Origin of the sequence: Haloferax sp. Atlit-12N, assembly GCF_003383095.1 — an archaeon.
Classification (GTDB): domain Archaea; phylum Halobacteriota; class Halobacteria; order Halobacteriales; family Haloferacaceae; genus Haloferax.
In genome coordinates this window covers 281,114-302,145 of the sequence record NZ_PSYW01000002.1, presented here as the reverse complement: position 1 = coordinate 302,145, position 21,032 = coordinate 281,114, and the positions used below count along the sequence as shown (strand labels likewise).

The window sequence follows — 21,032 nt, the reverse complement described above, 5'->3', positions numbered from 1 at the left end:
TTAAAACAGTTTCTGCGCTTCGAGCCGCAGCGCTCCGAGATACGGCACGTGGAACTGGCCTTTCGCCCGCACCCAGTCGGGGCGGACGGGCGAGGCGATGCCCCGCGCTTGGTCGTAGTAGTCGTTGTTGTCGCCGCGGGTGACGTAGCCGGCGTGCGGCGCGGGGCAGTTCAGGAGTTCCGCACAGGAGTCCGCGCGGTCCACGTAGGATTCGTTGGCCCGGTCGTACCAGTTCTCGCCGTCCTCGACCCAGAAGACGGCACGGTGGATGACGGGCGAACCGGCGCGCGACGGCGCGTCGTAGACGACGACGTCGCCAGCCCCGCCGAGTCGCCCGTAGCCCTCGCTCTCGTTCGCGGTGACGATACCGTAGTCGTCGGCCGCGGGGCCGCCGTAGCGACCCTCCGCGGTCACGACGACGAGGTCGCCGCGTTCGAGCGTGGGTTGCATGCTCCCGCTCTCGATGGCGACCATCGGGGGCCACACGCCGCTGACCGCGAAGAGTACCGCACCGACCGCGACGACGACGGCGACCGTCTCCAGCGCGTCTCTCGCGAACGTTCGGGCCTCCGATGGACTGTCGTCGGACACGGATGCTGTCACCCCGCGAGTCGCTATCAATCTTGTTGCCGACACCGGCGTGAGAGAAACCGTTAGGACCGGGTGGCGCGACGGTCGAATCGTGACCGACGACTACCGCCTCGTCCCCGAGTTTCCCGACCCCGAAACGTACGTGTCTCTCCGCGACGCCGCCGGGATGCCTCCCCGGTCTCTCGCGGCCGCCGAGCGCGGCGTTCCGAACACGATTTTCGGCGTGCGCGTCGTCTTCGAGGGAGCGACCGGCGACGACGGCTCGGACGAGCGCGTCGTCGGCATGGGTCGGCTCGTCGGCGACGGGGGCACCGTCTTTCAGGTCGTCGACGTGGCGGTCCACCCCGACCATCAGGGCCGCGGCCTCGGCACTCGCGTGATGGACGCGCTCGTGGACTACCTCGACCGCGAGGCCCCGCCGTCGGCGTTCGTGAACCTCATGGCTGACGTGGACGGCTACTACGAGCGCTGGGGATTCGAACCGACCGCGCCGGCCTCGAAAGGGATGTTTCTCCGGGTCGGCGAGGACGGCGTCCGCGGGCGCGAGGAGAACTGTGATACGAGTGCAAACGGGCAGAGCGGCGCTTAATCGGCTCGGAACCGACACTCAGGCGGCGGTCGGCTCTCGCGGTTCGGGCTGTGCGTCGACCGGTTCGGCGAAGGCGTAGACGGTCTGGTGGGCGGTCACCTTCACGCGGGCGAAGTCACCGGGTTCGAGGCCGTGTTCGGTCGCGTTCTGGACGATTATCTGGCGGTAGGCCTCGTCGCGGCACTTCACGGAGTCGCCGGTGCCCTCCTCGACGACGAGCACCTCGCGCTCCGTGCCGACCATCTCGTCGTAGGCGGCGGCGACGATGTCCATCTTCGCCTCGGACATCTCCTTGGAGCGCTCCTTCTTGAGCGTCCCGCCGAGGCCCTTCAGGTCGGCGGCGTCGGTGCCGGGGCGCTTCGAGAAGCGCGTGACGTTGACCTTCTCGGGGCGAATCTCGCGGAGCAGCTCCATCGACCGCTCGTGGTCCTCGTCGGTCTCGGTCGGGTAGCCGACGATGAAGTCCGTCGAGAGCGTCCAGTACGCAAGCTCCCGGTCGAACGTCTCCACGATTTCTCGGAACTTGTCGACGCGGTGCTGGCGACGCATGTGTTCGAGCACCTCGTCGGAGCCGGACTGCACCGGCGCGTGGATGAAGTTGTAGAGCTTGTCGTGTTCGGCGAACACCGCGGCGAGCTCGTCGCGGATGCCGTGGACGCCGCCCGGGTTGGCCATGCCGACGCGGACGCGGAACTCGCCGTCGATTTCGGTGCAGATGCGGTCCAGTAGTTCGGGGAGCTTCCGGTCGCCCTTGTCCCAGCCGTAGACGCCGGTGTCCTGCCCCGTGATGCGGAGTTCCTTCGCGCCGGCGTGGACGAGCGCCCGCGCCTTCTCGACGTTCTCGTCGACGGAGGGCGAATCGACCCGGCCGGTGGCGAACTTCGTGATGCAGTACGAGCAGTTCGACATACAGCCGCGGGCGATGGGCAGGATGCCGACGACGCCGTCCAAGACGGGTTCGACGCCGGGTCCGGGAGTCGGACACTCGCCGTTCGTGACGGCGGTGGGCACGTCGTCCCAGTGGAGAATCTGGGCGTCGATGCCCTCCTCGCGGAAGTCGTTGCCCTGCGCGAGCGCCATACAGCCCGTGATGATGAGGTCCGCCGTCTCCGCCTCCAGCTCTTTGGCCCGACGGAGCATGTTTCGCTCCGTCTTCTCCACGACCGTACAGGTGTTCATGATGGCGACATCGGCCTCCTCGGGCCCGTCGACGCGGTAGTGCCCGGCGTCGCGGAGCGCGCTCTCGATGGCGCGGCTCTCGCCGCGGTTCGAGGTACAGCCGTATGTCTCGATGTGGTATCGGGCCATTCGGTTATCCCACGTACCGGGTCAGCGGCCAAAAACGCCGCGGTCTCCCCCGAGACTGCCGGCGTCCGCGGGCCGTGATAGCGCCTCACGAGACTCGTTCACGCGCTCCGTGAGTGTCTCGCTCCGCACCGCGCCGTGACCTCCGTCCGCACGAACACGGCCGCCGGAGCATCGCGCCGGACGGACGCTCCGCCCCCGAGGAGTCTCGCATCGGCCGTATTATCCGTTAAAAGACGAATATAATTCATTATCTCATACATTGTATTTAGAGTCGCTATGAAGTTCAACATGCGCGCCATCGCCTACGGGTTCATCGCGACCGTAGTCGTCGGCTTCCTCGGCGGCCTCACGGTCCCCTTCACGAACGTCACGCTGCCAACGGTCGGCTACATCCTCACGGGCATCATCGGCGGTCTCGTCGCCGGCTACCTCGTCACGACCGGGATGGCCGACGGTGCGCTCAACGGCCTCGTCGGCACGACGCTCGGCGCGATTATCGTCGCCATCGGTCTCGTCGTCATGAACGTCCTGTTCGCGGGCGTGTTCTTCGGCCTGACCGTGTTCGCGGCGGCCGTCGTCATCATCGCCCTCGCGGGCATCCCCGGCGCTCTCGGCGGCGCACTCGGCAGCATGCTGCACGACCGCTCGGCCGCCCGCCGCACCAGACCCGCGGCCTGAGCCGACGCGTTCGGCCTCGATTCCTCGTTTTTCGTCCGTGTTTCACGTTATTCCGCAGCCCCACGCGTCCCCCTCGCGTTCGCGCCCTCGCCACCGCTCCCGGCAAAAAGTTACTTGTCATGGTGTTGTGCAGTTGTGGTAGATGCGCTCCCGTAGGACACCGCCGGATTCGCCCTCCACCAGCGACTCGGCCGCGACCGACAGCGTCGCTTCGTCCGCCGCTCGCAGTTCACCTTCGCCCGCCGCCGGCGCCAGCAGCACCAGCACCCGTCGCGGCGTGCTTCGCCTGTTCGGGGCGGGCGCAGCCGTCGGCCTCGCCGGGTGCCTCGGCGGCGACCGGGGACAAACTGACGACGACTCCGCCGAGGGCGTCCGCTTCGAAAGCGACTGGCCGACCTACGCCCACGACGACGCGAACACCGCGTTCCTCCGCGAAGGCACCGCCGTCTCTGACCCCACCGTCGAGTACGAACCCGACTTCGGGATGGACTCCATCGAACCCGTCGCGGTCGACGGAATGGCCTACACACCCGGCGACCAACTGCGGGCAATCGACCCGGCCGCCGGCGAGGAGTTGTGGAACGCACAGGGCGAGGGGTGGACGTCGCCGGTCGTCCTCGACGGAATCGTCTACTCGCTCGGAACGACGGTCCACGGCCCGAACCGGCTCGCGCTCTACCGCGCCCGGACCGGTCGACTGTTCCGGACTATCGAGCTCCCCGGGCGTCCGCAGACGCCACCGGCGTTCTCCAACGACCGCGAGACGCTGTTTGTCGGTCTCGACGGCGAGCGCGTCTGCGCGGTCGACATTGACGCCGGAGAAGTCAACTGGACGCGGTCGCTGTTCGGCGCGGTCCGGCGTCCCCTCGCGGTCAACCTCAACTCGGTCTTCGTGGTTACTGAGGGACAGCGGCTCTACTGCCTCGGAACTGACGGCAGCGCCTACTGGCAGGCGCCGACCGAGACGGTCGAGGCCGTCGCGCCGGTCGTCGGCGACGAGCGAGTGTACATCGCGGGCTGGGACCGCATCGCCGCGCTCGAACGACGGACCGGCGACGTGGTCTGGGAGGACGACCGCGGCGTCCACAGGCGACTCGCGTTCGACGGCGAGCACCTCTACGCCGCCCGCGGGTCGCTCCGGGCGCTCGATAGCGCGACCGGGGAAGAGCGATGGAAGTACGACCCGCGAGAGAGCGTCTCCGCCGCGAGCATCGTCGGCGACACGGTCTACGTCGGCACCGGGCAGGGCGAACTGGTCGCGCTGAATCGGACTGATGACGGCGGCCTGTTCGGCGACCGCGAGCGCTGGTCGATTTCGCTCGGGCGCTACGTCGGCCACTCGCTCGCCGCGACCGACCGGCGGGTGTACTGCCCGGTCGTCCGTGACGACGGCCTGCTGAGCATGACCGTCGTCGGCGACGCCGACGCCGACGGGTCAAGCGCGGGGACGACCGCGACTGCGGGGACGAACGCGACTGCGGAGACTGCCGCGGACGCTGGAGGCTCGGGCTCGTGAGACACCCCGGCGCGGACCTATCCAGACGGGCTGTCCTCGGGACCCTCGGAACCGGCGCGGCTGCCGGACTCGCGGGTTGTGTCGGTGGCGACGGGGGCTCTACGGGCGACGGGCGCCCCGACTGGCCGCATCCGTACTTCTCCCCCGAGGGGACGGGCTACAACCCCCGCGCGACCGGCCCGGCCTCGAAGCCGAGCGAGTCGTGGGGCGTCGAGGTGAACGGCCTCGAACTGGCGCGCCCGGTCGTGTTCGACGAGACGGTGTACCTCGCGACCAGCGAGCGCCTCCGGGCGTTTTCGGTCGCCGACGGTACCGAGCTATGGTCGGTCGAAAGCGACCCCCAGAGCGGTTTCCGCTCGTCGGTGACGGTCGATTCGGAGCGCGTCTACGTCGGCTACGTCGGGACCAGAACCGGCGTGCTCGCGTACACCCACGACGGCGAGGAAGCGTGGCACGCGCCGACCGAGTCGAGTATCTGGGCACCCGTCGTCCGACCCGAGCCGGACCGCGATCGCCTCTACGCCGCTGACACCGCGGGGAATCTCTACCGCGTCCGCGCCAGCGACGGAACCGTCGAGTGGCGCGAGGAGGTGTTCGGCGCGGTTCGGTCCCTCGCGGCCCGGTACGACACCGTCGTCGCGGGGACGGAGGGTGGCGAAGTGTTCACGTTCCGCGACGAGGGCACCGAACACGGCGCGACCGGAGAGTGGCGAACCAAACTCCCCGGCGGCGTGCAGGCGCTCGCAGTCGCCGAGTCGAACGACGTGTTCGCGGGCTTCTTCGGCGCGGGCGTCACCCGACTCAGAGGCGGCCTCCGCGCCGGTGCCGTGGGCTGGCACCGCGAAGACCCCTCGCCGCACGGCTCGCTGGTCGTCGGTCCCCGGCGCGTCTTTTCGACCGACGGGACCGGCCTCGACGCCTTCGACAAGCGCTCCGGTTCCCCCTCATGGGCGGCCGGCGACAACTTCTTCGCCCCGCCAGCGGGTGCCGGCGACACGGTATTCGTCTCGGACACGAGCAAGAGCGGCGTCGTCGTCGCCTACGACGCCGGCGGCGGCGTCGGCCTCGACGACACCCGAGTCGGGGCCGAGCGCTGGCGATACGAGGTCGCGGGTCGCGCCTTGACCGGTCCGACACCCGCCCACGACGCGCTGTTCGTCGTCGAATCAGGGGGCGACGACGGACCACGGCGACTCGTCGCGTTGCGGGCCGAATAGGAGAGCAGTTCAGAGGAGGCGACCGACAGGGTCGCCTCGGGAGACCGCGACCCTCAGATGAGCCCCAGTATCCACCGCGTAACCTCGGAGGTCGCGAAGAAGGCACCCTCCAACCGGGAGAGGACTCTCCCGGTCCAGAGCGCGGCGACTATGAGGAGAGTGACCGCGACGAGCCACGCGAGCGTCCCGAGCGCCGAGGCGCTCACCGCGAGTGGACTGGCGATTGCCGCGACGCCGACGATACCCGTGATGTTGAGGATGTTGCTCCCGACGACGTTGCCCACCGAGACGCCGAGACTCCCCCGCCGAAGCGCGACGAGCGAGACGGCGAACTCCGGCGTCGACGTCCCCGCCGCGACGATTGTTCCGCCGATGACCCACTCGGAGACGCCGGCACCGCGGGCCAGTTCCGAGGCGGCGAGCACCATGTAATCGCCGCTCACCACCACTAGACCCAACCCGCCCACGAGGAACACGGCGTCCCGTCCGGGGAAGTCGATTCGTTCGGTTATCGGGCGGGTCACGCTGCTGTCGCCGGGCGGTCGGTCGGCCGGTCGGTCGGCCGGTTGGTCGGCCGCTCCGTCGGTCTCAGTCTGGGAGCCGCGGAGCAGATACGCCGTGTAGGCGACGAACGCCCCGACTAAGAGGACGCCTTCGAGCCTCGTGACCCGGAGGTCGAACAGGACCAGTCCACCGAGGAGCGTGCTCGCCAGCAGGGCGACGCCGTCGCGGGAGACGAGTGACTCCGCGACCGGAATCACCCGGAGCAGCGAGATGACACCCAACACGAACGCCACGTTGTAGATGTTCGAGCCGAGGACGTTGGCGACCGCGATGTCGCCCAACCCCTTGTACGCGGCGTCGACTGCGACCGAGAGCTCCGGCGTGGAGGTCCCTATCGCGACGATTGTCAGCCCGATGGTGAGTTCCGAGAGGCCGAACCGCCGAGCCGACCGGACGGCGGCGTCGACCAACAGCCGCGCGCCGACCCAGAGCCCCAGTACAGACACGAGAATCACGCCGATTTGAACGACGGGTCCGCCTCGGAGCATGGTACTGGGTTCTCGGGAGTCGAATAATCAATGTTGGGCCCGCGACGGACGCGATATATCGACGCCTGCGAGACCGAAAGACTGCGAAACTACGAGCCCGCGAAACTGCAAAACTGCAAAACTGCGAGACCGTGAAACCGCAAGACTGCCTGGCAGCCGACTTACTCCTCGGGCGCGCCGGAGACGATATCGACGCCCGACGACGCGCCGATACGCTCCGCGCCGGCTTCGAACATGGCGACTGCCTCGTCGTAGGAGCCGACACCGCCGGAGGCCTTGACGGGCAGGTACTCGGCCATGAGCGCCACGTCTTCGACCGTCGCGCCGCCGTCGGCGAAGCCGGTGGAGGTCTTGACGAAGGCGGCGTCGGCCTCGACGGCCGCCTCGCAGGCGCGGTGTTTCTCCTCCTCGGTGAGGAGCGCCGTCTCGATGATGACCTTCACGGGAATCGGGACAGCCGCGACGACCTCCGAAATATCCTCGGTCACGAGTTCGTCCTCGCCGGCTTTGAGCCGACCGACGTTGATGACCATGTCCAGTTCGTCCGCGCCGGCCTGCCACGCGTCGACGGCCTCCTCGCGCTTGGCCGTCGTCGTGTGCTGACCGTGGGGGAAGCCGACGACCGTCGCAAGCAACACGTCCGGGGCGTACTCGCTCGCCTCGCCGACGTAGCACGGCGGGATACAGGCGTTCATCCCCCACTCGTCGGCGTCGTCGAGGACGGCCTCCACGTCGGCCATCGTCGTCTCGGGTCCGAGGACCGTGTGGTCGATGCGGGCGGCGAGGTCGGCTCGGTTCATACCCTGTCGAGGCGACCCGAGGCTAAAGAACGTAAGGCTTTCACGCCGCCCCGCCGCGCCTCCTGCATGGCCATTCTCCCCGAGGGGTTCGCGCTCCCGCCGCTTCCCTACCTCGTCGCCCTCGTCGCGGGACTCGTCGGCGTCGGCGTCGGACTGCGTCGCACGCGACCGACGGTCACGCCCGCCCACGTCGCCGCACTCGTCCCGTGGATGGTGTCGGGGTCGGCGCTGCACGTCCTCTACGTCATCGGCGCGCTCCCGCCCGCGGTCGAACCGCTCGCCGGCACGCCCGCAGTCTATCTCTCCGTGGCTGTCGTCGCCGGCGCGTCGTGGCTCGCACTCGACGCGACCGACCTCGACTCGCCAACGGCGCTCGCGGTACCCGGTTCGCTCGTCGCCGCCGGACTCGCGGGCTTCGCGCTGTTCATCGGTCTGGCCGCCGGAACGCTCTCCATCGTCTGGCCCGGCGTCGCCCTCGTCGCCGCGCTCGTGGCCACCCCGTTGACCTGGTGGGTCGTGACGCGACTCGCACCCGAGGCGGCCGCCGCGGGGTCGCTCGGCCTGCTCGCAATCTTCGGACACGCCCTCGACGCGCTGTCGACCGCCGTCGGCATCGACGTGCTCGGCTTCGGCGAGCGGACGCCGCTGTCGCGCGTCATCCTCGAAGCCGCCGCGGCGCTCCCGACCGCGGAGGTCATCGGCGTCGGCTGGCTGTTCGTCCTCGTGAAACTCGTCGTGGCCGGCTTCGTGGTCGCCCTGCTCGCCGACTACGTCCGCGAGGACCCCACCGAGGGGGCGCTCCTCTTGGGCCTCGTCGCCGCCGTCGGTCTCGGCCCCGGCGTCCACAACCTCTTGTTGTTCGCCATCGCCGGCTGAGACCGCGACCCCGTTCGGGGCCGCCCGCCTCCGCATTCACGCTTTTTCTCCGCGCTCCGTAGTCGCCCGACCCGGGAGAGTTATCCCACCGGCGAACCGACCTACGGGGACGCATGTCCCGTGTCATCTGCGCCGGCCACGTGAACTGGGACGTCACCCTCCGCGTGGACGCGCTGCCGGAGCCCGACGGCGAGGCGACCGTCGAGTCGCGGGTCGGCGCGGGCGGCGGCAGCGCCGCCAACGTCGCCAGCGGCCTCGTCGGCCTCGACGTGCCCGCCGCGCTCCTCGGGAGCGTCGGCGACGACGAACACGGCCACGCCGCCGTCGCCGAACTCGCCTCGAAGGGCGTCGACTGCCGCCACGTCGTCAGCGTCGACCGCGGCCCGACCACGGTCAAGTACATCGTCGTCGATGCCGCGGGCGAGGTGTTCGTCCTCGGCTCGCCCGGCGTCAACGAGGCGTTCGAGGCGACCGACCTCCCGACCGACCCGCTCGCGGCAGCCGACCACCTCCACCTGACGAGCCAGTCGCCCGACACGGCCGCGACGCTCGCCAGACGGGCCCACGAGGTCGAGACGACGGTTAGCTTCGACCCCGGGCGGCGCGTCGGCGACCGTGGCTACGCCGACGCGCTCCGCGAGGTTGACTACGTGTTTCTCAACGACCGCGAGGCCGCCACCGCGCTCGGCGAGGCGGCGGTCGAGCGGGGCCGAAGCGCCGATGCCGAACCCGTGTCGGACGTGGCCGAGGCGCTCGCGCGGACGACGCTCGTCCTCAAACACGGCCCGCGCGGCGCGGAGGTCAGAGACGGCGACGAGCGACACGTTCACCCCGGGTACCCCGTCGACGCGGTGGACACGACCGGCGCGGGCGACGCCTTCGCCTCGGGCTTCATCGCCGCCCGTCTCGACGGGGCCACCTACGAGCGGGCGCTGGCGGTCGCCAACGCCTGCGGGGCGCTCACCGCGGCCGAACCGGGCGCGCGGACGCAACTCAGTTGGCGGCGGCTCGACGACCTCGTCGAGGGCTGAACCGCCGCCTGCCACGCCGCTCGACTCCGACCCGACCAATTTTATCCCCACCAGTCATTCGTCGGGACGATGTTAGACCAGCTCCCGGTCGCCGTCGCCGCCCTCGACGCCGCGTCGAGCCTCGGTGCGGTCACCGGGCGACTGCTCCTCGGCGCGGTCGTCGGGGTCGCGGCCGCGGTCGTGATGGCCATCCCGATGTGGCGACAGGACGAGGGCTTTACCCCCGCCTACGTCGCCGCGTCGGTCGTCCGACGGACGACGCCCGACGAGGTGAGCTTCGGCGACGCCAACGTCGTCCACCACGCCGCCGGCGCGCTCGCCGGCGTCCTCTACGCGTTCGTCTACCTCGCGACCGACGCCGTCGCGCCGGACCTCGGAGTCGCCGGGGTCGACCTCCCGTCGCACCTCGTCGCGACGGCGGTCGTCGTGGCGTTCATCTACGTCGTGTTCGCCCGGTTCGTCCTCCCGCGCGCCGGCCGGCGCATCTACGAGGAGCGCGCGACGGCGGTCCGCGGGCAGTGGCTCCGCTCCTCGCTCGTCTTCGGCGCGACGCTGTTGGTCCTCGCGCCGGCGCTTTTCACCGGGTTCGCGTGACGGCGGCTCGGTCGGTCGGCTGGGCAGTCGGCCGCTCAGTCGAGTCGACCGCTGCCGCCCCCGGTCGAACCGCGTCGTTTTTGCCCGCGACCCGAGTGGGTCGGAACATGGCGAAACAGCCCCATCTCCTCGTCGAAGAAGGCGACGTGAACGACATCGCGCTCATCCCCGGTGACCCCGGACGCGTCGACCGCATCGCAAAGCAGTGCGAGAACGTCGAGGAAGTCGCGCAGAACCGCGAGTACAAGGTCGTCAACGCCGAGTACGAGGGCGTCCCGCTCACCATCTCCTCGACCGGCATCGGCTGTCCCTCGGCGGCCATCGCCATCGAGGAACTCTCCCGCGTCGGCGTGGAGACGTTCATCCGCGTCGGCACCATCGGCGCGCTGCAGGAAGACATCGAAGTCGGCGACATGATTGTCGCCACGGGCGCGGCCAAAGAGGAGGGCACCTCGAAGCGCTACGAGTCCGAGGTCTACCCGGCCGTCCCCGACTACGACGTGCTCACGTCGCTCGTCGACTCGGCGGAGGCCAACGACGAGGACGTCCACGTCGGCCCCATCGTCTCCGACGACGCGTTCTACAACGAGTCCGACGAGTACGTCGACGACTGGAACGCCGCCGGCCTGCTCGCCATCGAGATGGAGGCCGCCACGGTGTTCTCGCTCGCCCGCCGGAAGGGCCTCCGCGCCGGGGCCATCTGCACGGTCGACGGCAACCTCGTCGCCGGAACGCAGAAGGGGGCCGACTCCGACGAGGAACTCCCCGAGAAGGCGAAGAACAACGTCGAGCGCGCCATCTCCATCACGCTCGACGCCGTCACCGACCTCGCGTAGACGAGCGTGGACCTCCGCCATCTCGCGGCCCGAGCGGTCGCCCGCGTCGGCGCGCTCCGAGCCCGAATCCGCCGGATAGAGCGGCGCGAGATGGTGGCGTTCGGTCGCTGGATAGAGAACACGAACAACCTGCTTCACCTCTCGATTCTCTTCATCATCCCCGTGCTCATCGCCGGGGTGACGTTCATCTCCAACTCGGTCAGCACGCTCTCGTTCCTGCTGTTCCCGCCGCTCGCGTCGGGGTCGTACACGCTGTTTTCGGACCCCGAGGGGCGGTACGCCTCGCCCGTGAAGTTCGTCGTCGCCCTCACGGTCGGCGCGCTCTGCGGCCTCGTCGCCGTCGGGTTCACCGGGTGGGCGTACGACCCGGCCGGGACCGCGCTCGTCCACCCGTCGTCGGCGGCGCTCGCCATCTTCCTCGCGGGCGTCACGACGTGGCTCCTCGACGTGGAAGCGCCCTCTGCGTTTTCGACGGCGCTCCTGACGCTCGTCACGGGCGACGTGAACCCCGAGGAGTACGTGGTGAGCATCTTCTTCGCCAGCGTCGTCATCGCCATCACCTTCACCGTCTGGCGCGAGCAGTTCTACGAGCGCCGCGCGGAGTACCTCTACGGGACCGTCCGCGGCGACGACCACGTGCTCGTCCCGATGCGCGGCGAGACGGCGACCCAGACGGCCTTCTTCGCCGCCCGCCTCGCCGCCGCCCACAGCGCCGGCAAGGTGGTCCTCCTCGACGTGCTCTCACCGGAAGCGACCGCCGAGGGCGACGCGGGCGCGACCGCGGAAGCCGGCGGCGAACTCGACACCGACGCCGACGCGTCGGTCGAGCGCCTCGAATCCTGCGCCCACAAACTGCGGACCCAACTGGGCGTGCCCGTCGAGGTCGCCGTCGCCCGGGGCGACCCGTTGACCGCGACGACCGAGGCCGCGGCCAACACTAACTCCGACCTCGTGGTGGTCCCGTACGAGGAGGACCGGGGCCTGCTGTCGGACTACATTCGCGGCCTGTTCGGTGGCTCGTACGACACCGTGGCGTTCCGCTCGACCGGCGAGACCTACCGCTGGCGGCGCATCCTCGTGCTCGTCTCGCGGCCGGGCGACGCCGCCCACGCGATGATAGACTTCGCGACGCGTCTCGCCGGGAAGACCGGGAGCGTGAGCGTCACGACCTGCATCTCCTCGGAAGTCGAGCGCCGGCCCGCGGAGTCGAAACTCGCCAATCTGGTCGAAACGGCGGACGGGAACATCGAGACGCGGGTCGCCCGCTCCGACGTGACCGACTTCATCGCCTCGAACGCCGCCACCTACGACCTCGTGGTGCTCGGTTCCAGCGGCGACCGCTCGCCCGCCTCGCGGTTCATCTCGCCGCCGACGTTCGAGCGCATCCGCGAGATAGACTGCGACGTTGCGGTGTTCGACCGCGGGCACTAACGGAGAGAGCGATGCGAAGAAGTCGGAGCCGGGTCCGGGTCTGGGTCCGGGTCCGGGTCCGGGGGCGGAGTCGGAGTCGATTCGCGCTTGCGACCGGGGTCGCCGACCTCGTCAGTTTTGGCCGTCCGAACCGGGGTCGTCTGCCTCGCCCGCCCCGTTCGTCTGGACCGGTTCGTCTTCGGCTGGGTCGGTGGGCTGTTCGTCGAGCAGCCGTTCCTCGATGGTCTCGAGGCCGCTCCCGCCGACGGCGGACTCGGCGAGGAAGTGGCCGCCGAGCGCCGCCGGGCTGATGACGGTGTTGGCCCCGGCGCGGCGAAGCTTTCGCTCGTTTTCCCGCTGGGTCGCCGCCGCGACGATGTGCACGTCGGGGTTGAGCTGTCGCGCCGTGAGGATTGCCAGCGCGTCTTCGGCGTCGTTGTTGGTGGCGACGACGACGGAGCGAGCGGCGTCCACGCGGGTCCGCTGGAGCGCCTCCTCGTCGCTCGGGTCGTCCGTGACCACGTCGTAGCCGCGGTCGGTGAGGCGCTTGGCGCGGGCCTCGTCGGGCGTGACGATGACGACGCGGGCGCGGTCGCCGAGCTCTTCGAGAATCGGTTCGGTCAGTTCCCCGTAGCCGAGGACGAGGACGTGGTTCTCCAGGATGTCGAGTTGTGATTCGGTCATGCGTCCGAGTGCTTTGGTGAGTCGCGCTTCGATTGCGGGCGTGAGCAGGACACCGAGCGCCACGGCGAACGTCGCCACCGTGAGCAACAGCGCCGAGATGCCGAACAGCTTTGCGATGGCGGTCTGCGGCGTGATGTCGCCGTAGCCGACCGTGCTGCCGGTGACGACGCCGAAGTAGAACGCGTCGAACAGCGTGTCGATGCCGTTGAACTGCTCTCTGAGCGCCCACGCGCCGGCGGTCGTGTAGGTCTGTGCGCCCGCGATAGCGAGCAGCGCCGACAGCTGTGTCGCCGTCAGGTCGAGGTCGCGGTCGAACGCCCTGTGGTTGAAAAGCAGGAGTGCGAGGCTGATAAGCGAGAGGCCGACGAGCGGTGCCGCCCGTTCTGGCGACTGGATGAGCCCCTGCGCGGCGGTCACCGGAAGCAACACCGCGGTCGAGTACCACGCGGCGCGGTAGCGTCGGCGGAGTCCGAAGACGCTCGCGAGGAGCAGAAAGCCCGTCAGCGTCCCGGTGAAGCCGGCGGTGATGCGGACCGCTTCCGGGATGTACGGTGCCAACACACCGCCGGTGACCGGGGAGCTGATGTTGAGGATGCCGATGGCGACCGACAGGACGGCGGCGAGGAACACCGTCCCAATCGTCGCACGGGCACCGACCCACTCACGTACCGAAGCCATGTCTTTCCCAGTTCTGGCGTCCGAGGGCAAAAGCGGTCGGGTATCGGTCCGTCACGTGCGCGTCGTCACGTCTTTATTCCGTCGGCGAGTGTACCGGCCCATGGCTTCACTCCCCGTCGAAGTCGTTTACGGGCTGTACTTCGGCGTTCTCACCGGGCTCGTCCCGGCCGCCGTCGCGTGGCTCCTCGGATTCGGCTTCCGCTACGTCACCGGCGTCACCGTTCCGGGCCTCGCCGTCGTCGTCCTCAGCGTCGCTATTGCGGGCGCGAGCGGCGGTCTCATGGCGCTGGCCGACCCGACAATCACGCAGTCGGAGAGCCAGGTCAGGCTGACGGTCGCGCTGTTAGTCGTCCTGATGGGGGCGCTGTACGCACACAACCGCGGGGACGCCTTCGCCAACGACATCCCGCGGAAGATGTCGCTGCGAAAGCTCACCGAACGGTCGCTCTCGACCGACGTGGTCGAACTCGTCGGCGGCCGCGGACAGGTCAGCGTCACCGTCACCGGCGAGGTCGGCGACATCGAGGGCTACCCGCCGGTCCCGCTGGACATCCGCACCAGTATCCGAAACGGCGAGTGGACGTTCCCCGCCGACATCCCGCTCGTGGAACTCGAGTCGCGGTTCTCCGACCGCCTGCAAAACGAGTTCGACCTCGCCGCCGTCGAGGTCAGACTCGACGAGCGTGCCCGCGCGTCCGTCTCCGCCGCGGCCCCGGTCGGCGGCCTCTCGAAGCGACTCCCGGCGGGCAAGCGCGCGGTGTCGGTGACGGCGCTCGTCCCGACCGGACTCGCGCGGGGCGACGAGGTCGTCGTCGTCACCGACGGCGGCACCGTCTCGGCGAACGTCGCCGGGGTCGAATCGGTCGTCGAGACCCCGAGCGAACCTGACGAGGACGACGCGGACGACGCGGACGCGCCGAAGGCCGCGCCGCGCGCACCGACGGCCGTCGGCGGCGAGGGTCGCGTCACGCTCGCGATCGACCGAGGCAAGGTCGAATCGCTCCTCGGGAGCGACGTGGAGCGTTTCGTCGTCACCTCCCGCGGCGTCCGGCGGGAGTTCGAACTCGTCTCCTTGCTTCGCCGCGCCGGCAAGCGGTTCTCGCGGCTCTCGGTCGGGGCAGAGGGACCGCTCGACGGCGTGACGCTCAGAGACGCCGGCGTCCGGGACACCTACGGCGTCGCGGTCCTCGCGGTCCGCCACGGCGGGAACTGGACGATTGCGCCGCGGGGTGACCAAGCGGTCTCCGCGGGCGATACGCTCTACGCGGTCGGGTCGAGAAGCGACCTGACTGCCTTCGAGGGGGCGGTCGCGTGATGTTCGCCGCCCTCGCCTCCGCCGTCACTTCGGTCGGCGGCGTGGCCACCGCCGTCCCGGCCGCCCCCGCCGTCGACCTGCTCGCGGCGGTCGGACAGTCGTCGACCGCCGGTCAGGTGTCGATTCCGCCGGCGGACGACTCGCTCGTCCTGCAAATTCTCCGATTCGTCGGGCTCGTCGTCGGCACGTTCGTCGTCTCCGCCATCGCCTCGCTGCTCTACCGCTGGTACACCCGAGAGATAATCCCGCGGGCGCTCTCGGTCCTCTTCGGCGGGGCGGTCGTCGCCCTCTACCTGAACACCATCGGCCTGTTCGGCGCGTTCACTACCGGCACCGAGACCGAGGTGTTCCAACTCGACACCGTCCTCTTCAACACCGCGTCGCTCGCCGGCGGAGCGCTCATCGCGCCGGTCGGCCGCGTCGCCGGCGACCGACTCGCGACGGACGTGTTCGCCGTCGCGGGCGCGAAGGAACTCGACGCCGACGTGAGCCGGTTGGTCCGGACCGTCGGCCGCGTCACGTCGGTGACGCTCCCCGAGGACATCGCCGACATCGAAGGGTACGACCCGGTCGGCGAGGCCGTCAAGACCCAACTGAGCGGGAAGACGCTGCTGTTCCCCCGGCGGCTCAGCGAGGCCGAACTCCGCGACCGACTCGCGACGCGCATCAAGGACGACCACGGCGTCGGCCACGTCGACGTGGAGTTCGAACCCGAGGGGAGTGAGGTGTCCTATCTCGCGCTCGGCAGTCGCGCGGCCGGCCTCGGACCGACCCTCGCGCCCGGCACCGTCGCAGTCGCGATTCGCGGCGACCCCGGTTCCGGCGCGGCCGCCGGCGACCCCGTGCAGGTCTGGTCGGTTCCGAAGCCGGACGCGGACGGCGACGAGAACGACCCATCGGGCGACGCCGTCGCGGGAGCGACCGACGCGACTGAGTCGGCCAAGTCCGCCGAACCGACGACCGAGACGCAACCCAGCGGTTCGGGGTCGCTGTCCGACGGCGGGACCGACGCGCCGGCCGCGTCGACCGCGCCGACCCGCGTCGCCTTCGGCGAACTCCGCGGCGTCGCCGACGACGTGGCGACCGTCGCCCTCGACGAGGAGGACGCCGACCGCCTGACGAGCGGCGAAGAGTACCGGCTCGTGACGCTCCCCGCGGACCCCCACGTCGACCGCGAGTTCGCATCGCTCCTCCGGAACGCCGACGAGACGATGGCGGTCACGACCGTCGCGCCCGGTGCCGACCTCGACGGACTGTCGGTTGCGGACGTAGACACGACTGTCGTCGCCATCCGGTCGGCGAACCGTCCGGTGGACGCGATTCCCGGCCGGGGACGCGAACTGGTAGCCGGCGATACGCTCTACGTCGTCGGCCGGCCGGAAGTCCTCCGGAAGGTCGAACGCCGAGCGACGACGGACACGGGCCGGACCGACGGCGGTGACGACGACGGTGACGAAAACGACGGTTCCGGCTCCGACGGTGACGCGCCGCGGTCGTCCGGGGCGCAATCCTCATGAGCGCCGGGCGACGAGACGGGTGTATGGAGTGGAAGCTGTTCGCCGACCTCGCGGAAGTCACCGGCGCGCGGACCGTTCGGGTCGACGTCGACGGCGACGCCACCGTCGGCGACGCGCTCGACGCCCTCGTCGGGGCGCACCCGGCGCTCGAATCGCGGGTGTTCGGCGACGACGGCGAACTGTACGACCACATCAACGTCCTGCGAAACGGCGAAGCCGCTGCGCTCGGCGAGGAAGCCACCGCCGGCGACGAACTCGCGCTCTTCCCGCCGGTCAGCGGCGGCTAACGCCTCGGAGCGTCGGAGCGCCGGCGCGACGGTACCGATTCTCGGATTCGACTTCCATCCCGCGAGCGACGGGTCCGTCGGCACTCGGGGGCGGGAGACGGAGATGGTGCTGAAGACGGAGACGGGACCACGGGCTCGAAACGAGCGACTCGTCGGAGCGGAAACGGGTCGTTCGGGGGTCGGAAAAGAGAAAACGGCGGGAACGCGTCGCGGTCGGACTCGAAACGGGAGGGCGGCTTCGAGGGTCGTTACTCGCTCGGGCGCGGCAGCGCCGTAAACAGCGTCTGGACGATGGAGAAGGGGTCGTAGACGGACTGGTGACACTGACAGTAGACACCGTTTTCGCCGCCGAACGTGGCGGAGCTGGCCGCCTGCTTGTAGCCGGGGACACAGCAGAAGTGGGTACACTTGTTGAGCCACGCGATGACTCCCTGGTCCGTCGAGGCGGCGAGCCACTCGTTGTCCTGTGCGGCCTCCTCGATGCGCGTCGAGCGGAGCACCTGAATCGGCATCGTGTTCTCGGCGCCCTCGGAGCGCCAGGTGCCGGTCGCGGGCATCCCGATGCCGGCCTGTCCGATACCGTTGCCCCAGGTCTCGTACTCGTCGAAGTCGTTGACGTTCAGGCGGTCGCCGGAGCTGTACGTCTCGGACTGCCAGTCGTATCCGCCGCTGTCGGAGCGGAAGTAGTTGTCAGACTCGTAGGTCGGGTTCAGGCCCTCGTAGGTCTGCACACCGCAGTACTGGAACCAGTCCTGCGAGTAGGTGACGCCCGTCCCTTTGTAGTCCTCGGTGAGGGCGAGGTCGACTTCCACACCGTTCTGCGTGACGGTCTGAACCTCCGGCCAGACGCCGCGGATGTAGCCCTCGTCGTCGATCTCGATCGGGATCTGCGGCATGCCACGCGGTGCGGGACCGGCGGTGTTCTCGATGGCGTACGCCTGCGTCGGCCCCCCACCGGTACCGGTGGATGACGTTGCGCTGTTGATGGCGGCCGCGCCTGTCGTTCCCACGCCCGCGAGCGTCGCTCCCCCGACGACGCCCTTGACGAACCGACGGCGACCCGAGTCGGCGGGGTACTTGTCGCTATCGCTCATACTCTCACCTTCGAGGCGGCCAGTAAAAGCGTGACGAATCCACCGTGGTAGTACGCCCCACGAAACGGCCGCCAGCGAAGGGGTCCAACCGCCCGAACGCGCGGAATTCGTCGGTCGTCGAAAACGGGACGAAAACGTGCGCAACGTTCGTTTAGAACCGACTTCCGGGCAATTTTTCGACGTTACTCGTGGCCTTTTAGAATGTGCTACTCGTATCCGAGTACGATGCGATTGCACACCAGAGACGTGCGGCAAGATGTTCGCGAGCTTGGGGCGTTGCTCGGGGACGTGCTCGAAGCGCAGACGTCGACGGCGTCGTTCGAGACGGTCGAAGAGCTTCGGCAGGCGGCCATCGCCTACCGGAAGGGCGAGTCCGGGTCGCGCGAGCGACTCTACGATGTGGTCGGTGACCTCGAACCGGAACGTGAGAGCGTCGTCGCCCGCGCGTTCACGACCTACTTCGAACTCATCAACCTCGCCGAGGAGCGCGAGCGCGTTCGCGTCATCCGCGAGGCGTCACAGGAGGGGACGCTCGAAGACGGAATCCTCGACACGCTCGACGCGCTGGACGACGAGGAGGTCGACGAGGAGCTTCTGGGACGAGTCCTCGAAGACGTGCTCATCGAGCCGACGTTCACGGCGCACCCGACTGAGGCCCGCCGCAAGACGGTGAAATCGAAGCTCCGCTCCATCGCCAACCGGCTGGAGACGCTCGACGAGCGCCGTCTCACCGACCTCGAACACGACCAGGAGTGGCGGCACGTCGTCGCCGAGGTGACGAGCCTCTGGCAGACCTCGCAGGTCCGCGACCGCCGCCCCGAGCCGACCGACGAGGCCCGCAACGTTCAGTGGTACCTCGAAAACACGCTGTTCGACGTGGTCGGCGAGGTGTACGAGGAACTCGAAGAGGAACTCCGCGCCGAGTACCCCGGCCTCGACGTGCCGAAACTGTTCGAGTTCCGGTCGTGGGCCGGCTCCGACCGCGACGGCAACCCCTTCGTCACGCCCGAGGTGACAGAGGACACGCTCGAACGTCAGCGCAGCGTCGCCCTCGAAAAGTACAGCGACTCGCTCAAGCGTCTCTCCGGTGTGCTGAGTCAGGACGCGACACGAATCGACCCCGGCCACGAGCTCGAACGCTCGCTGAAGGCCGACCGCGAACTCCTCCCCGTCGTCGCCGAGGAGGCCGACGAGCGCTACCCCAACGAGCCGTACCGCCAGAAGCTCAAACTGATGCGCGAGCGACTCCGCCGCGTCGAGGACGTGCGCCCGAACGGTTACGCGGACGAGAGCGAGCTACTGGCCGACCTCGAAGTCATCGACACCAGCCTCCGCCGGACCGGCGCGGCACAGGTCGCGGACGTGTACGTCGAGCCCCTGATGCGGCAGGTCGACACGTTCGGCTTCACCCTCGCCAGCCTCGACCTCCGCGACCACCAAGAGAACCACACCGAGGCCGTCCACGAGGCGTTGGCCCACGAGGGTCTCGACTACTATGGCAGCTCCGAGGCGGAGCGCGTCGAACTCCTCACCGACGCGATTCTGCAGGAAGAACCCGTCGTCGACCTCGAAGACCCCGGCGACGTGTCGGAGACGGCCGAACGCGTCCTCCGCCGCTTCCGCAAGCTCGGCGAGTGGCAGCGCGAGTACGGCGTCGGCGCTATCGACACCTACTGTATCTCGATGACCGAGGAGCCCTCGCACGTCCTCGAAGTGCTGTTCCTCGCCGACCAGGCGGGCGTCGTCTCCCTGCCCGACCACTGCGGTATCGACGTGGTCCCGCTCCTCGAAACCGAGTCGGCGCTCAACGGCGCGCGCCGAATCATGGGCACGCTGTTCGAAAACGAGGCCTACGGGACGGCGCTCGCCGCCCGAAACGACGTCCAGGAGATTATGCTGGGCTACTCCGACTCGAACAAGGAAAACGGCTTCCTCGCCGCAAACTGGGACCTCTACAAGAACCAGCGCCGCCTCGCCGACATCTGCGACGACTTCGACGTGACGATGCGGCTGTTCCACGGTCGCGGCGGCTCTATCTCCCGCGGCGGCGGCCCGATGAACGAGGCCATGCTCGCGCTCCCGAACGAGACCGTCACGGGACAGATTAAGTTCACGGAGCAGGGCGAGGCCATCGCCGAGAAGTACGCCAACCCGCGCATCGCCGAGCGGAACCTCGAACAGATGCTCAACGCCCAGATTCGAGCCCGCCTGCAGGCGATTCGGACGCCCGAGGAGGAGGTGCCCGACCGCTGGGTCGACGCCATGGACACCATGGCCACTGCCGCGCGCGAGGAGTACCAGGACCTCCTCGAATCCGACGGCTTCGTCTCCTACTTCGAGCAGGCGACGCCCATCACCGTCATCGAGGAACTCAACCTCGGCTCCCGCCCGGCCTCTCGGTCCGACGAGCGCAGTGTCGAGGACCTCCGCGCCATCCCGTGGGTGTTCTCGTGGACCCAGTCGCGGTGTATCCTCCCCGGCTGGTACTCGCTGGCCGCCGGCGTCAACGCCTTCCTCGAAGACGGCGGCGACATGGACGACCTCCGCGAGATGTACGACGAGTGGGCGTTCTTCCGCAGCACGTTCGACAACGCCGCGATGGCGCTGGCGCGCACCGACCTCGAAATCGCCACGGAGTACGCGAACCTCGCCGACGAGGAGCTCCGCGAGGAGTTCTTCACCCGTCTCACCGCGGAGTACGAGGACGCCGCGGACCTCATGCTCGACATCAGCGAGCGTAGCAGTCTCCTGAAGCGCGAGTGGCTCGAAGAGAGCCTCCGCCGCCGCAACCCCTACGTCGACCCGCTGAACCTGCTGCAGACCCACCTGCTGTCGCAGACCCACCGGACCGACGAGGAAGAACAGACCCTGCGGCTCACCGTCAAAGGCATCGCCGCCGGGATGAAGAACACGGGATAACGCGAACGCGACGCCGACGCCCTCGGCCACCCGCCGAGGA

The 21,032-nt window shown here is 69.2% G+C and carries 20 protein-coding genes; 13 read left to right on the top strand and 7 right to left on the bottom strand.

The genetic code is table 11. The features are described from left to right. On the bottom strand, positions 1-591 hold the full coding sequence (locus tag C5B90_RS09780; RefSeq protein ID WP_115881105.1) for a S26 family signal peptidase: 591 nt from the start codon (positions 589-591) through the stop codon (positions 1-3). Positions 592-682: 91 nt separating this feature from the next. Between C5B90_RS09780 and C5B90_RS09775 the strand changes: the two genes are divergently transcribed. Next, on the top strand, positions 683-1,180 hold the full coding sequence (locus C5B90_RS09775; protein ID WP_115881103.1) for a GNAT family N-acetyltransferase: 498 nt from the start codon (positions 683-685) through the stop codon (positions 1,178-1,180). A gap of 18 nt (positions 1,181-1,198) precedes the next feature. Here the strand turns inward: C5B90_RS09775 and C5B90_RS09770 are convergent, their stop codons facing one another. Beyond that, the gene (locus C5B90_RS09770) at positions 1,199-2,488 is read right to left on the bottom strand and encodes a tRNA (N(6)-L-threonylcarbamoyladenosine(37)-C(2))-methylthiotransferase (RefSeq protein WP_115881101.1); all 1,290 of its coding nucleotides are present in this window, start codon (positions 2,486-2,488) and stop codon (positions 1,199-1,201) included. Between the two features lie 276 nt (positions 2,489-2,764). On the opposite strand from C5B90_RS09770, the gene C5B90_RS09765 reads away from it, so the two are divergent. Next, positions 2,765-3,166: a DUF5518 domain-containing protein gene (locus tag C5B90_RS09765; RefSeq protein ID WP_115881099.1), complete on the top strand. Its 402-nt coding sequence runs from the start codon at positions 2,765-2,767 to the stop codon at positions 3,164-3,166. A gap of 117 nt (positions 3,167-3,283) precedes the next feature. On the opposite strand, the gene C5B90_RS21035 is transcribed toward C5B90_RS09765, so the two are convergent. After that, positions 3,284-3,427 carry a hypothetical protein gene (locus C5B90_RS21035; RefSeq protein ID WP_158547221.1) on the bottom strand — a complete coding sequence of 48 codons (144 nt, stop codon included), beginning with the start codon at positions 3,425-3,427 and terminating at the stop codon, positions 3,284-3,286. Between the two features lie 16 nt (positions 3,428-3,443). Here C5B90_RS21035 and C5B90_RS09760 point away from each other — a divergent pair, with 16 nt between their 5' ends. Together C5B90_RS09760 and C5B90_RS09755 are read left to right on the top strand one after the other, a co-directional pair. Next, on the top strand, positions 3,444-4,682 hold the full coding sequence (locus C5B90_RS09760; RefSeq protein WP_115881097.1) for a PQQ-binding-like beta-propeller repeat protein: 1,239 nt from the start codon (positions 3,444-3,446) through the stop codon (positions 4,680-4,682). Next, positions 4,679-5,899: a PQQ-binding-like beta-propeller repeat protein gene (locus C5B90_RS09755; RefSeq protein ID WP_115881095.1), complete on the top strand. Its 1,221-nt coding sequence runs from the start codon at positions 4,679-4,681 to the stop codon at positions 5,897-5,899. Before C5B90_RS09760 ends, C5B90_RS09755 begins: the two co-directional genes overlap by 4 nt. A gap of 53 nt (positions 5,900-5,952) precedes the next feature. On the opposite strand, the gene C5B90_RS09750 is transcribed toward C5B90_RS09755, so the two are convergent. Continuing rightward, positions 5,953-6,951, bottom strand: a complete 999-nt coding sequence (locus C5B90_RS09750; RefSeq protein WP_115881093.1) for a sodium:calcium antiporter — start codon at positions 6,949-6,951, stop codon at positions 5,953-5,955. Positions 6,952-7,112: 161 nt separating this feature from the next. Further along, positions 7,113-7,751, bottom strand: coding sequence for a deoxyribose-phosphate aldolase (deoC, locus tag C5B90_RS09745; RefSeq protein WP_115881091.1), 639 nt, complete (start codon positions 7,749-7,751; stop codon positions 7,113-7,115). A 66-nt stretch (positions 7,752-7,817) separates the two neighbouring features. On the opposite strand from deoC, the gene C5B90_RS09740 reads away from it, so the two are divergent. The 5 genes from C5B90_RS09740 (at position 7,818) to C5B90_RS09720 (ending at position 12,519) form a co-directional block, all read left to right on the top strand. Continuing rightward, entirely contained in the window at positions 7,818-8,627 is an 810-nt protein-coding gene (locus C5B90_RS09740; RefSeq protein ID WP_115881089.1) for a DUF63 family protein, read from the top strand. Positions 8,628-8,740: 113 nt separating this feature from the next. After that, complete coding sequence (locus tag C5B90_RS09735) at positions 8,741-9,658, top strand: carbohydrate kinase family protein (protein ID WP_115881087.1); 918 nt, start codon at positions 8,741-8,743, stop codon at positions 9,656-9,658. 69 nt (positions 9,659-9,727) lie between these two features. After that, entirely contained in the window at positions 9,728-10,252 is a 525-nt protein-coding gene (locus tag C5B90_RS09730; protein WP_115881085.1) for a hypothetical protein, read from the top strand. Between the two features lie 107 nt (positions 10,253-10,359). Beyond that, the gene (locus C5B90_RS09725) at positions 10,360-11,088 is read left to right on the top strand and encodes a nucleoside phosphorylase (RefSeq protein ID WP_115881083.1); all 729 of its coding nucleotides are present in this window, start codon (positions 10,360-10,362) and stop codon (positions 11,086-11,088) included. A 6-nt stretch (positions 11,089-11,094) separates the two neighbouring features. After that, the gene (locus C5B90_RS09720; protein WP_115881081.1) at positions 11,095-12,519 is read left to right on the top strand and encodes a universal stress protein; all 1,425 of its coding nucleotides are present in this window, start codon (positions 11,095-11,097) and stop codon (positions 12,517-12,519) included. A gap of 111 nt (positions 12,520-12,630) precedes the next feature. Here C5B90_RS09720 and C5B90_RS09715 read toward each other — a convergent pair whose 3' ends face one another. Continuing rightward, complete coding sequence (locus C5B90_RS09715; protein WP_115881079.1) at positions 12,631-13,860, bottom strand: NAD-binding protein; 1,230 nt, start codon at positions 13,858-13,860, stop codon at positions 12,631-12,633. Between the two features lie 100 nt (positions 13,861-13,960). Here C5B90_RS09715 and C5B90_RS09710 point away from each other — a divergent pair, with 100 nt between their 5' ends. The 3 genes from C5B90_RS09710 to samp1 are packed head-to-tail and all read left to right on the top strand — an operon-like array spanning position 13,961 to position 16,979. Then, positions 13,961-15,175 carry a potassium channel family protein gene (locus C5B90_RS09710; RefSeq protein WP_115881077.1) on the top strand — a complete coding sequence of 405 codons (1,215 nt, stop codon included), beginning with the start codon at positions 13,961-13,963 and terminating at the stop codon, positions 15,173-15,175. After that, positions 15,175-16,692, top strand: coding sequence for a cation:proton antiporter regulatory subunit (locus tag C5B90_RS09705; protein WP_115881075.1), 1,518 nt, complete (start codon positions 15,175-15,177; stop codon positions 16,690-16,692). Before C5B90_RS09710 ends, C5B90_RS09705 begins: the two co-directional genes overlap by 1 nt. Positions 16,693-16,715: 23 nt before the next feature. Then, complete coding sequence (samp1, locus tag C5B90_RS09700) at positions 16,716-16,979, top strand: ubiquitin-like modifier protein SAMP1 (protein WP_115881073.1); 264 nt, start codon at positions 16,716-16,718, stop codon at positions 16,977-16,979. Positions 16,980-17,227: 248 nt separating this feature from the next. On the opposite strand, the gene C5B90_RS09695 is transcribed toward samp1, so the two are convergent. Beyond that, positions 17,228-18,073: a ubiquinol-cytochrome c reductase iron-sulfur subunit gene (locus C5B90_RS09695; protein WP_115881071.1), complete on the bottom strand. Its 846-nt coding sequence runs from the start codon at positions 18,071-18,073 to the stop codon at positions 17,228-17,230. A gap of 225 nt (positions 18,074-18,298) precedes the next feature. Between C5B90_RS09695 and ppc the strand changes: the two genes are divergently transcribed. Beyond that, positions 18,299-20,992: a phosphoenolpyruvate carboxylase gene (ppc, locus tag C5B90_RS09690; protein ID WP_115881069.1), complete on the top strand. Its 2,694-nt coding sequence runs from the start codon at positions 18,299-18,301 to the stop codon at positions 20,990-20,992. The last annotated feature ends 40 nt before the right edge of the window (positions 20,993-21,032 follow it).